Here is a 12,096-nt window from a genome sequence, read left to right on the forward strand (position 1 = left end):
TCAGAATACAAATTTAGCGCTATAAAAGAATAGATTTCATAACGCATTTGTACCGTAAAGCTGACGCATTTCATTGCTGAAATAACGTCAAAAAATTAGGATGAAAGATCATGGTCGAAGTTGAATTAAAATTTCAAATTCCTGAAGCAAGACGTAATGCTTTACTGAAAGCATTAGATCCTAAAAAATCGAAAATTATTCAACTTAAAGCAAAATATTATGACACCGAAAAACGCTTACTTTCACAGCATGGTGTAGCCTTAAGACAACGACTTGAAGGGACCCGCTGGATTCAAACCTTAAAAGCTGCTGGGAAAAGCCACTTACACCGCTTTGAGCATAATTATGACCTGGGTGAGCTTGAACAGGCGCCACAGCTTGATTTAAGTATTTATGAACATGATGCTGAAGCGCAGCAAATCTTAAAAAATGCTCTGCAGAACTCACAAGAGCTACTTAAATTACAATTTGAGACGGATATTCAACGCACCTTTCGTGTGATTCAGTTCCAAGAGACTGACATTGAAGTGAGTTTAGATGTGGGTGAAGTCCGTACCGGAACTGCACAGCGTGAAATGCATGAAGTTGAATTTGAACTTAAATCAGGTTCTGTACAATCCCTGTTGGCCTTCAGCTTTGAATGGGTTAAAAAATACCAACTCTGGCTCGATGTTCGTAGTAAAGCCGAAATCGGTAATCTTTTGGCGATGACTCAAAAAGTTAGTCCGGCAAAATCAGCTAAAGAATTTACGTTAAGCAAAAAAGATCCAGCCAATAAAAACTTACGCCTTCTTATTGCTCAACAATTACAGCATTTACTGCCTAATATTGCCGCTATTTCAGCGGTGGTTGCTGAAAAAGAACATATTCAGCAAGCGCAAATTGCCTTAGATCATTTGAATTTAACGTTATCGTTATTTAAAGATTGGAATGAGTCAGTTTCAGATAAATGGGCCATGCAAATTGGAGCATTCAAACAGCAATTTGATCATTTACAGCATTTAGAACATATGCAGACGACTTTGGGCGCTTTTTTACAGAACCCCAATACTGCATCAAATTTAACTAAAGATATTCTGTATACCAAAGAAAAGTTGGCTAATTTAGTTCGCTCAACACAAAACGTGCATCACTATCTAGAATTATTGATGTTTAGTTTGGACAGTGAGGAACAGGCTCAATCTCACGATTTAAAATGGTTTGCGCAAAACACACTGCAAAATCAATATAAGCAATTGCAAGACAGTTTAACCAGTGCAGAGATTACTGATTTTGAGAGTCTGGATAAATTAGCCACTAAAATTCATGAATTGAAATTTAGCTTCTCTATTTTGACCTCAATTTATGATGTCAAAAATTTGCAGAAATACAGTAAAGCGTTAAATGATGCGCAACTTGCCGCAAGTGAATATCAGATTTTGGCATCTTCTGCGGATTATATTCAACAAACTGAGCTTGAAGCCAGTGACTGGTTCGTGTTGGGCTGGTTGACTGCCAAGCAAGAAGTTTATGCACAGAATCTACTTGAAGCGACAGAACAATTTTTAGTGAGTCGTAAATTCATTAAATAGTAGATGAAATTAAGTGTATGACAGGATATTTCAGTCATTGTTATGACATATCTTGTAATACGCTGTATGAACTTTTCAGCAAAACTCTCCTACTCTTTTATTGAGGCTGGCTTACAATCAAGGTCATCACTACTTTGATTGTAAAGCGTCAGGAGTTTTAACATGCTAGAAGTAGAATTAAAATTTCAGATCCCGTTGTCATATCAAAAACAAATCTATCAATTCTTCTTGTCCAAAAACGCTCGTCCGATTTCTTTATATGCACAATACTACGACACGCCAAAACGGCACCTAGCTGAGCAAAAAATCTCATTGCGTCAACGCCTTGAAGACACACACTGGATACAAACCCTAAAAGCTCCGAGCGCTCATCATTTAGAACGTTTTGAATTGGAAAACGATTTAGGAGAGTTGGATGATCCTGCTTTAGATCTGGAGATTTATCAATCCAATCCTCAAGCCAAAAAATTGCTGCAACAGGTATTAGGCAAACAGGCCAAAAATTTAATCAAGCAATTTGAAACAGAGGTAAAACGTCTGGTCTATGTGGTGCATTATAATCAGACCGAAATTGAAGTCAGTCTAGATCGCGGTCAGATCCGTCATGATGATCAAACTCTAGCAATTTATGAGATTGAATTTGAGCTTAAACAAGGATCTATCCAAGACCTAATCAAATTTATTCAACCTTGGGTTAAACAATATCATTTATGGCTGGATGTCAGAAGCAAAGCGCAACGTGGAGATTTACTGGCACAAAATTTAGAGATTTTTCCTGCTCAATTTGCCATTCCCCTACAACTGAATCAACAAGGCTCAACAGATTGGGCATTAAAACAGATCGTCAACAATGCCTTGCAACATCTGTTGCCGAATGCAACGGCTATTGCAGCTGAACAATACAATAGCGAACATATACATCAAACACGTGTCGCGATTCGCCGTTTAAGAAGTGCCTTACGCATTTTTGCTGACTGGTCAACGGAGGTCGATCCTGAATGGCAAGAACAGCTGACCGCCTTGTTTCGCCAACTTGGTTCAACCCGAGACCGTGATGCTTTAAGCGAAGGGCTGTTACCTCAGCTTGAAGCAGCGGGAGCACCTTTCGTGCAACTTCCCAATGTCGCGAAAGAAAACACTGTTCCGATTGATGAGTCTTTGCGTTCTTTAGACTTCGTCAACTTGATCTTAGCTTTACTGCAATTCGTGCATCAACCTTGCGCAAAGAAGCAAAAAACCAGATTAAAAAAAGATATAGCAAAAAAACTTCAGAAATTGCATCAACAAATCTGCAAGGATGCCGATCAGTTTTTAGAACTGGATATTGAATCACAACATCGTACCCGCAAACGGGTCAAACGCTTACGTTATTGCATCGAGTTTGTTGCTTCGCTTTATCCGAGCAAAGATGTAAAACGTTATCTGAAAGATTTAAAACCGGCACAAGAAAGCTTGGGTCAATATAATGATTTAATTGTGGCTGAAGACATGTTTCAAAATATAGTCAAACAAAAACAAAAAGTGTGGTTTGCCTTAGGCTGGATTGCGAGTGAAAAAAAATATACCCTGCAACAAGCTCAACAGCATTTAGATACGTATTCTAAAACCCACACTTTCTGGTAAGAGCAAGATAACTCTGGTGAATATCACCCACGATTAGCGATATTTCCCAAAGACTTTCCAGGTATTGTTATCTGCCAATGGATCGCTATAACTGTCATTGCGCTGTTTACGCGGCTTGTCTCGTGCATCTACCAGTTCAAAATGCGGTTCTGTACTTAACACAATGCCATTCACATAAAATCGGGTGCGTGTGTATTCACTTTGCCCATGCTGAAACACATAGGTACGTAAATCAATAAATTCACGGTGTGCAACCAAGGCAGCGGTGTCATCACTGTCTAACCAAAGCCTCATGGCCTGAATTTGCTCTGGCTCATATTGTCCACATTTGTCGATCAGGCTGGCGATGCCACGAAAAGTCTTCGACTCTTTGGCACGGGTTTTATTAATCCGAATGCGATCCACATGAAAATAAAATAACGGTAAGTTTAAATGACTGGGTAAATGAACCGCATCTAGTGTTTCATCTTCCATAAAGGGTTGAAATAGATCTTGCGCCCTTTCAATCAAGCCCGTCCATTGACGGTAATATTCTTCAACTTCTAACTGGGAACCATAATAAATGGGCAGGCCTTCCACATTGGCCAAATTTACAGGTGGCCAAATATTTTGACGCAATAAGGCGATGTCACTTTTTAGACTTTGTACCGCAATAGCATCTTGCATTGGATTATCCATTTTTATACTTAGGCTATTTTTAGATTAATCCAAAGGTTTAGTTTCTGCAAGGCTTTGCCTATAATATGCCATTAGATCGTTTTGCAGGAAAAGTTCATGGTTCAAAAGATTGAAGCAACAGATGTCACCGAAGAAGAAGCGTTAAATGCTGTTTTTTTTGAACGTGCTGATGAATTTATCAAACAAGCAAATGAATTTTGTCGTGTTGAAAAAGGTTCACAAGTCAAACCGGCGGAAATGCGCGGTCAAGTCAGTGCTGCAATGTTGTTTGGTACTGCCCGCTTTAATACCTGGGTAGCTGCCAACAACTTTAAAGATGGTAATGAAATGCGTGATGCCAAAGATCAGGTCATGTCTTACATCATGCAGCAGTTCCAAATGATGCTCGAAGACAACTATGACGAATATTGCGAACAGTTTGAAAACTATCTTCGCTTCCGTCATAACGAAGAATTTCATGCCAATAAGCATGACCATGATCATAAACACTGATCATGTGATTAAAAGCCCGAAAGGGCTTTTTTTACACCGCTACTTTTTGGATAAAAGGTCATTCAAAGCTTGATGAGTTTGCAGTAAGGTTAATAAAAGAAACCGATGAATTAAGGACAACCCCATGCGACAACTGGATTTTGCAATTATTGATGCGCATATTCACCAATGGGATCCCTATAACACGCCCCATGCGGCAGCTTTGGCAGTTAAGTTATTGGGCAAGCATCCTTATTTACTTGATAAATTCGTTCGCCTGATTAAGTCCGATGATCTCATTGAAACGGTGGGACTCACCCACCACATTACAGCGCCTTATTTACCTGAAAACTATATGCAAGATATTGGGCATTATCAGGTCGAACAAGTGGTGCATGTTGAAGCCAGTTGGCATAAAAATAAAGGCAAAGGCGTTATAGGGGAAACAAAGTTCATTGAATCGCTCCCCTTCAACCTAGGAACAGTGAAACTGGGCGGGATTATTGCAACAGCAGATCCACGAGACAGTAATTTTAAGAAAATTTTACAGCTACACCAAAAAGCCTCACCGCGTTTTAAAGGCATTCGTAAAATGGCGGCAGTACATGAAGATAAAGATATTCATGCCTGGGCGGATGAACCACATTTATATTTGAATAAAAAGTTTCTCAGAGGGTTCGAAGCTCTAGCAGAAAACAAGTTAACTTTTGATGCCTGGGTCTATTCAACTCAACTCAGTGACGTGATTGCCCTAGCCAAACAGTTCCCTGAAACCTCGATTGTGCTGGATCATTTTGGAACGCCTGCCGGATTATTCGGTCAAGTCGGAACACTGACAGGACTAACAAAAATAGCCCGTGAAAATATTCTTATTCGCTGGCAAGAAGATATTGCCGAACTTGCCTTATGTCCAAATGTTTATACCAAGATGTCTGGCTTATTGATGCCTGTTTTAGGTCATCAATTCCACAAGCAAGACCGGCTAGCCAATAAACAAGAAGTATATGATTTAGTTATGCCACTGATTAGCCATGTACTCAACTGTTTTGGCACATATCGGGTGATGTTTGCTTCCAACTTTCCGATGGATTGCGTCAGCTCGTCATTGGTGAATATTATTGATGCCTTTAGTGATGCAGTTGTAGCCTATGACCCAAATGCATTGGAGCAAGTGTTTCATCATAATGCAAAGCAGTTTTATCGGCTTTAAAAGACCTCGCCTTTACCTAAGCTGAATTCAAGATGAGTCTTACCTGAAATTAGATACAGATGAGTGTCCTGCACCATTATTCGAATTAGAATCTCATTTGCAATGTACTGTTTCTGCGATGATTTTAATATAACTCGATATCTTGCAAGTTTTGTGAAAGAAAATAGTTTTGCCCACTTTTACCGAAACAAAAGCGGGTCGGACCGGAGGTTAATACTGATCTATGACTAAAACTGTAAGTCCTAATAGTAATGGATTCTTAATGAACTGGAATTTATATAATAATTTATCAAACTCACCTTAAATAGATTCACGGCAATCACATTAAAGTGGATCAAGAGTTATGATTTATTTTGCGGTTTGCCATACTGATCTGCCATGACTTCAACCAGCTGATCCAGCTTTATGTATTTTTTGATCACGGCATCCACATCGGCTTTGGTCAATTTTGCTAGTGCCTGATCACGTTTTTCACGAAACAATAGGTCACGATTACGTTCTAATTGTGGCGTTAACATACTATGAATATTGCGTTCATCTTCTAAAGCAGTAACCCGTTTTTTTAAAATACTGGCTTTTGCTGCTTCCAGTTCCTGCTCGGTCACGCCCTTAGTCAACAGGTCATTTAAGACTTTACGTACACCTTGTGAAACTTGAGCCGATTTACCTGCCGTGTAATTGGCTTCAATGGTTAGCGCACCTGAATCAATCCAATCATCCAGTTCGACACTACTGCCAAAACCATAAACCAAGGCATTTTTTTCACGTAATTCTTGCGCTAAGCGTGAAGAGAGTTGTGAGTCACCCAAAATATAGCTGAATACGATTAAGGCTGTAGCATCCGCATGATTTGCACCGGCAGGGAAAGTCAAAATAGATTGATAACTGCCGAATTCACGCTGTTCAGATAAAGTATGAACTTTTTTTGCGGGATAAGCTTGATAATCCGAGCTTAGACGTTGATATGGCAATTGCGCTTTCCAACCTGAAAACTCTTTTTGCACTAATGCGAGCATGGGTTGAGCTTGATAATCACCGGTAATGGCGATTTGTGCATGGTTACTGACAAAGAAATCCTGATACAATTTCTTCACTTGCTCAACCGTGGCTGCTTTAATTTGTTGTTTGGCAAGATCCGGCTCAAAATGGTAACGCAAATCGCCTGGTTGATAGGTCTCTAATAAACGGGTCATGGTAAGTGCAGCAACGGTTTCAGGCTCGGTATAAGGACGATCCAATGCAGATAAACTTTGCGATTTGATTAAATCAAATTGTGATTGTTCAAATTTCGGCTTTTTCAACACCTGCATCATAAATTTAAAATAATCATCAAATTTTTCTTTTTTTGCCACAATTTGAATGGTAATACTATTGGCGGATGCTGTTGCAGTAGCACCACCACCCGCTTCAATTGATTTATCGGCAATATCTTGCAAGCTATACTGATCTGATCCACGCAATAATAAATACGCCATTAAATCGAGCACTTCGCCTTTATTAAATAATGACTTTTCTGTACCAAAATCGACAGAAATAGTGGCGTAGGTTTTGTCATCACGGGTCGATGTTGGATACAACGCGTATTTAATACCATTCTTCAAGGTTCCGCGTTGAATTTTCTTTTCGGTATCCACTAGATACTGCTTTGAGGTCTTCACATATTCAGCAACCTCTTGTTTATAGACACTGCTATCTTTTAAAGGTTCTTCTTTGACATCAGTTTGATCAAGTGTTTTAGGTTGTTCAGCTACCTGTTTTTGCTCTAGTGCTTTTTTCTGATCTTCTGGTGTCGGCTTAATATCCCCTGAGATACGGTGTTCTGGGACTAAAAACTGGGTTAAAGTTTGATTCACTTCAGAGAGCTTTAATTTTTTCACATTCTCCAGATCAGTAAAATATTGTGACCAATTCCCTTGATAAGAAACATAATAATCACTCAAACGTCCACCTAATGCAGCAGCATTACTCTGGATATTGTCTGCCTGATTCTGAATCAGATTTTTTACCCGATTCAGCTCGGTTTCATTAAATGGCTTATTTTTTTCAACCCCTGCCACCAATTCAGATTGAACTTTTTTTGCATCATGATTTGGGGCATAAATAGCACCCATGAAAACTAAATTGAAGTCTTGATCTAACCATGTGGTAGATTGAACTCCGGTACTTACACCTGTTTCCACCATACTTTGGTACAGATGTCCGCTTGGCTGCATGGTATATAAAGACGGTGCCAAGGCTAATGCAGATTTGATCTTTTCATTTTTGCCATTTAGATAAATATTGAATTTAGCCAGGTCACTGCCCTTTTGTACCAGAAAGTTTCTGTTCTTAATTTTGGCTGAATCAAGGACGGGAACTTTAGTTTGTGCCGGAACTTGGCGTGCCGCAATTGGACTGAAACTTTTATCAATCTGTTTTAATACTTCAGCTTTATCAAATTTACCTGAAATCACCATAACTGCATTATTCGGTGCATACCAGCTACGGTAAAATTTATTCAGCTCATCCATTTTAATCGACTGTAATTCGTTTAAGTCACCAATCGGTAAACGCCCTAGATACTGATTACCATAAGCGGACTTCCACATCTGATCCATCATGACTGAAAAAGGTTGATCCATCCGAACTTCACGTTCCCGTTTCACAATCGAAATTTCAGAAGGTACAAACTTTTCTTGCAGCACCAGTTTATCCATTCGTTCCGCTTCGAGATGAATCACTTCATTAATTGCATTCTGTTCTGGACGAATAATATTGGTATATTTAGTCGAATAATAATCGGTGCTGGCATTGGTCATTAAGGTGTATTGATCCAGGCGTCGCTGAAACTCCTCGCCTTTGATATTCTGTGTTCCTTTAAATGCCAGATGTTCCAACAAATGCGCCAAGCCACCTTTACCTTGTGGATCATTTAATGAACCTGTGAGATAAACGGTATTCATAAATACTTTATTTTCTTTGTCATTTTGCGCAAGTACCACACGCAAACCATTATCTAATTTATATTCCTCAATCTTCTGTTGAGATTTTACTAAAACAGGCTGTGACCAAGCGGTTGCACTAAAGCCAACCAATAATAAAGAGATGGTAAGTTGTTTAAACCGCATTAACATAATTATTCCAATTTTATTCAACAATATGAATTTTTATCACCCTCGCCATCTTAGAAAATGCTTTTCATTTTTAGTAGTAGTTTTTTGAAAAAATAGCCGTTTATTTCAACGGCTTTGTAGCAAATTTATTCATACATTTTATAGATACAGCTCTGCCTGCATATATAACTTTGCGTAACCCGAAATTTCGATCCGCTCATTTTCAAGTACTACACAATACAATTCACCACCACGTTTTGATGCCTGATAAGCCAGAATTTCACTTTTACCCAGTTTTTCAGCCCAAAGTGGCGCAAGAGCGGTATGAATTGAACCCGTTACTGGATCTTCATCAATGCCATTGGCAGGTGCAAAATAACGTGAAACACAATCATATTGCTCAGCTTGTGCAGTTAAGGCTAAATCCACATCTGTCCCTTGCGCTGTAATTGCTGTACGAATTCGTCCCAATTGTTTCAACAATTCCAGATTTGGGGTTTCATCAACAACATCTTGCGGGTTTTCATATTCCACAATATAGGCCTGGCTATTCAAATAAACATTTTTAAAGGGCTTGGTTAAAGCCTGATTTAAGATTTCAGGATAACTCTCAATTTTCTCTGCACGGCGAACAGGAAAATTCATTTTAATTTTACCATCCGCCTCTTGGCTAACGACGAAGATGCCCAAATTTTTCACATGAAATTGAATGACGCTTGCAGAAGTGAAATCTTTAAACAGCACAAAACTGCTGGCTAAAGTGGCATGCCCACAAAAGTCTACTTCTGTGGTCGGCGTAAACCAGCGGATTTCATAATTCTCTGTATCAATGATTTTCACAAAAGCCGTTTCAGACAAATTATTTTCCAATGCAAGATTTTGCATCAATGTTTCATCTAACCACTGTTCGGTCACAATTACTGCTGCTGGATTGCCCTTAAACAGCTCATTTGTAAACGCATCCACCTGATACATCTTCATATTGATTTACCTGATTTTATTTGTAACCATTTTACTGATTGAAAAACCTTAAGATAGAAAAAGATATTAAGAATAATCTCTATCGATCATTTTTTGATAAAACTCAAATACTCAAGATTTTATTTAAAATTAAGCATCTGTATAGATTTGCGATGTTCTACTGGCAAAAAATTGACTTTAACGATAGCTTATTCATATCTATCTCATTGATCACTTATCTCATGACTTTTCAAATCCATATGATTGATGTCAAAAATCAATTACAAAACTATATTTGGTTGTTAGAACATACGCCGAGTAAAGAAGTGGTCGCAATTGATCCAACCGAAGCACATTTGGTAGAAGCATACTGTACAGAAAACAATTTGAAGCTGGGTCAGATCTGGCTGACCCACTGGCATAAAGATCATACCGGTGGTGTACCCGAACTTTTAATCAATCGCAATATTCCTGTCTATGGTCCACGTGAAGAATTAAGTAAAGTTCCTTTTATCAGCCATCCCCTGCAACACGAAGCCCATATTACTTTCCACGATTTAGATATAGAGATCATTGCCGTACCGGGTCATACCCTAGGACATATCGTCTATTTTATCGAGGCTTTGGAGCTTGTTTTTTGCGGCGACACCCTTTTTGCGATGGGCTGTGGTCGGGTCTTTGAAGGTACATATGAGCAAATGTATCACTCACTTAATCGCTTAGCCGCTTTACCTGCGCAAACCAAAGTGTATTGCACACACGAATATACCCTTTCAAATGCAAAATTTGCATTACACGCGGAACCGGACAATCTGGCGATCCAACAGCGTTTCGAAAAAGTTGAAGCTCAACGTATGCTCGGTCAATGTACACTACCGAGTACCATTGAGTTAGAATTAGACACCAATCCATTTTTACGAGTTGAAAGCGTTGAAGAATTCCAACGCCTAAGAGAGTTAAAAGATCATTTTTAACAGTTAAAGCTGAAAAAACATGATTTACAAAATCTGATGCATTTGTGCATAAGCATTAAGCTCAATTTGAGTCACCACACGTGTCATATTCATTTCATCAACACGAACCAACAGCAAGCCACCTAAAGCAGGTTGATAACGTCGAGCACTACCAAAAGGGGTATAAGACACTTTTGATTGTTCTGCAAAGATCAGCCAATCTTCATGTCCCAACATAGCAGCAACAGGAGTTAAACCTTGTTGCTGCATATTTTGAATTTGATTCAATACATTTTGTTCAATGGTTTGTGAGGTCATTTCAATCTAATCATCTTAATAAGTATTACGCCTAAGATATAATTTAAAATTTCCCAGTACGGCGCAATCTATTTTTTCGTTTTTTAACATAGCAAGTATTGTCATTTTTTTTGCAACTATTCAGTTATTTATAAAATAATAATGATTTCCCGCCCCCCGTTCAGTATTTCTAAACAATCCGAAGCAACAGCTCAAACATAGACACATTTAAACCACATTGAAAATTGTGTATAAATATTTCGACCTCAAAGACCTAAAAAATTCCGGTAAAATAAATAAAATTCATATAGTTATATTAAAATTCAGGTCAAAAACCGGTTAAACCTTATCCATAATTCAGTTTTTATTTATGTATTTATTGCTCATAAAAAATACAAAATATTAATTTTATAAAAAACAACACAAAGTTGCCCTTTAAAAAAGAAGCTGTATCCCTATTATTATTTTAATACTGTAATGTATCTAATATACACAAGGAGTGCTCTCGTGAAGAAAGTTGTTAAAGCAAAAAATTTAATTGCGTTTCGCATCTGGTTAGAAAAATTAGGCTATTCGGTAAAATCATTAACCGACAATCGCGGTTTTACTTTTAGCTTTAAAAAAGAATATGGTTTGGTCACCTGTGATTTGGCGGGTAATTCACTGGCCCTACAACTTGGTGAAGAGTTTGAAGATCACTTAAAAGCTTAAAAATATATCTCACTTTTGAATCGAGACAAAAGAATAAATTATTCAAAATATATTTTTAAAAGCATCTTTTCAAACTAATCTTTAAAGCCCTCTTTTGGGCTTTTTTATTTTATCTTTCACTTTTTTTCAGGCAATAAAAAAGCAAGGTATATACCTTGCTTTAATATGATGGTGGGGACGGAGAGACTCGAACTCTCACACCTTGCGGCGCTGGAACCTAAATCCAGTGCGTCTACCAATTTCGCCACGTCCCCATCAGGGTACTAACATACTAGTGTTAGATTTTTTAAAACTTGGCAGAGGATCAAGGACTCGAACCTTGACGAACGGTTTTGGAGACCGTCATGCTACCATTACACCAATCCTCTATAGCCTTATTACCAAACAAGTTTGATAATAATTGGTGGGGACGGAGAGACTCGAACTCTCACACCTTGCGGCGCTGGAACCTAAATCCAGTGCGTCTACCAATTTCGCCACGTCCCCAATGGCTGTGTATATTATAGAGATCGTTTCCTGATGACAAGACC

Annotated in this window: 10 protein-coding genes and 3 tRNA genes; 6 read left to right on the forward strand and 7 right to left on the reverse strand. The window is 38.5% G+C overall.

Annotated elements, in window-relative coordinates; all coding sequences use genetic code 11:
• The first annotated feature begins 110 nt into the window (after nucleotides 1-110).
• Together AC3CAU_RS02540 and AC3CAU_RS02545 are read left to right on the forward strand one after the other, a co-directional pair.
• Entirely contained in the window at nucleotides 111-1,571 is a 1,461-nt protein-coding gene (locus AC3CAU_RS02540) for a CYTH domain-containing protein (RefSeq protein ID WP_424621150.1), read from the forward strand.
• A gap of 162 nt (nucleotides 1,572-1,733) precedes the next feature.
• Complete coding sequence (locus tag AC3CAU_RS02545; protein WP_424621148.1) at nucleotides 1,734-3,194, forward strand: CYTH and CHAD domain-containing protein; 1,461 nt, start codon at nucleotides 1,734-1,736, stop codon at nucleotides 3,192-3,194.
• Nucleotides 3,195-3,227: 33 nt separating this feature from the next.
• Here AC3CAU_RS02545 and AC3CAU_RS02550 read toward each other — a convergent pair whose 3' ends face one another.
• A complete protein-coding gene (locus tag AC3CAU_RS02550) occupies nucleotides 3,228-3,860 on the reverse strand; it encodes a hypothetical protein (RefSeq protein ID WP_424621146.1) in 633 nt (210 codons plus the stop codon).
• Between the two features lie 108 nt (nucleotides 3,861-3,968).
• Here AC3CAU_RS02550 and AC3CAU_RS02555 point away from each other — a divergent pair, with 108 nt between their 5' ends.
• Complete coding sequence (locus tag AC3CAU_RS02555) at nucleotides 3,969-4,364, forward strand: DUF3144 domain-containing protein (protein ID WP_131383413.1); 396 nt, start codon at nucleotides 3,969-3,971, stop codon at nucleotides 4,362-4,364.
• 124 nt (nucleotides 4,365-4,488) lie between these two features.
• Entirely contained in the window at nucleotides 4,489-5,553 is a 1,065-nt protein-coding gene (locus AC3CAU_RS02560; RefSeq protein WP_424621144.1) for an amidohydrolase family protein, read from the forward strand.
• A gap of 341 nt (nucleotides 5,554-5,894) precedes the next feature.
• Here the strand turns inward: AC3CAU_RS02560 and AC3CAU_RS02565 are convergent, their stop codons facing one another.
• Both AC3CAU_RS02565 and AC3CAU_RS02570 read right to left on the reverse strand, forming a co-directional pair.
• A complete protein-coding gene (locus tag AC3CAU_RS02565) occupies nucleotides 5,895-8,666 on the reverse strand; it encodes a M16 family metallopeptidase (protein WP_424621142.1) in 2,772 nt (923 codons plus the stop codon).
• Nucleotides 8,667-8,804: 138 nt separating this feature from the next.
• Nucleotides 8,805-9,626 (reverse strand): PhzF family phenazine biosynthesis protein, encoded by an 822-nt coding sequence (locus AC3CAU_RS02570; protein ID WP_424621140.1) that lies wholly within the window; start codon nucleotides 9,624-9,626, stop codon nucleotides 8,805-8,807.
• 221 nt (nucleotides 9,627-9,847) lie between these two features.
• Here AC3CAU_RS02570 and gloB point away from each other — a divergent pair, with 221 nt between their 5' ends.
• Entirely contained in the window at nucleotides 9,848-10,579 is a 732-nt protein-coding gene (gloB, locus tag AC3CAU_RS02575; RefSeq protein ID WP_131215724.1) for a hydroxyacylglutathione hydrolase, read from the forward strand.
• 24 nt (nucleotides 10,580-10,603) lie between these two features.
• Here gloB and AC3CAU_RS02580 read toward each other — a convergent pair whose 3' ends face one another.
• The gene (locus AC3CAU_RS02580; protein WP_131215726.1) at nucleotides 10,604-10,876 is read right to left on the reverse strand and encodes a hypothetical protein; all 273 of its coding nucleotides are present in this window, start codon (nucleotides 10,874-10,876) and stop codon (nucleotides 10,604-10,606) included.
• 486 nt (nucleotides 10,877-11,362) lie between these two features.
• Between AC3CAU_RS02580 and AC3CAU_RS02585 the strand changes: the two genes are divergently transcribed.
• Complete coding sequence (locus AC3CAU_RS02585) at nucleotides 11,363-11,566, forward strand: hypothetical protein (protein ID WP_131215728.1); 204 nt, start codon at nucleotides 11,363-11,365, stop codon at nucleotides 11,564-11,566.
• A gap of 169 nt (nucleotides 11,567-11,735) precedes the next feature.
• Here the strand turns inward: AC3CAU_RS02585 and AC3CAU_RS02590 are convergent.
• From AC3CAU_RS02590 to AC3CAU_RS02600, 3 genes are all read right to left on the reverse strand, one after another.
• Nucleotides 11,736-11,820: transfer RNA gene (locus tag AC3CAU_RS02590), tRNA-Leu, on the reverse strand.
• 40 nt (nucleotides 11,821-11,860) lie between these two features.
• Nucleotides 11,861-11,934, reverse strand: a tRNA-Trp gene (locus tag AC3CAU_RS02595).
• Between the two features lie 33 nt (nucleotides 11,935-11,967).
• Nucleotides 11,968-12,052 (reverse strand) — tRNA-Leu (locus AC3CAU_RS02600).
• Nucleotides 12,053-12,096: the final 44 nt, after the last annotated feature.

It is taken from the genome of Acinetobacter sp. GG23 (genome assembly GCF_057766365.1).

Excerpts from the sequence above, each read along its gene's own strand:
- AC3CAU_RS02540 (WP_424621150.1), top strand. The coding sequence starts at position 111 with ATGGTCGAAGTTGAATTAAAATTTCAAATTCCTGAAGCAAGACGTAAT.
- AC3CAU_RS02545 (WP_424621148.1), top strand. The coding sequence starts at position 1,734 with ATGCTAGAAGTAGAATTAAAATTTCAGATCCCGTTGTCATATCAAAAA.
- AC3CAU_RS02550 (WP_424621146.1), bottom strand. The coding sequence starts at position 3,860 with ATGCAAGATGCTATTGCGGTACAAAGTCTAAAAAGTGACATCGCCTTA.
- AC3CAU_RS02555 (WP_131383413.1), top strand. The coding sequence starts at position 3,969 with ATGGTTCAAAAGATTGAAGCAACAGATGTCACCGAAGAAGAAGCGTTA.
- AC3CAU_RS02560 (WP_424621144.1), top strand. The coding sequence starts at position 4,489 with ATGCGACAACTGGATTTTGCAATTATTGATGCGCATATTCACCAATGG.
- AC3CAU_RS02565 (WP_424621142.1), bottom strand. The coding sequence starts at position 8,666 with ATGTTAATGCGGTTTAAACAACTTACCATCTCTTTATTATTGGTTGGC.
- AC3CAU_RS02570 (WP_424621140.1), bottom strand. The coding sequence starts at position 9,626 with ATGAAGATGTATCAGGTGGATGCGTTTACAAATGAGCTGTTTAAGGGC.
- gloB (WP_131215724.1), top strand. The coding sequence starts at position 9,848 with ATGACTTTTCAAATCCATATGATTGATGTCAAAAATCAATTACAAAAC.
- AC3CAU_RS02580 (WP_131215726.1), bottom strand. The coding sequence starts at position 10,876 with ATGACCTCACAAACCATTGAACAAAATGTATTGAATCAAATTCAAAAT.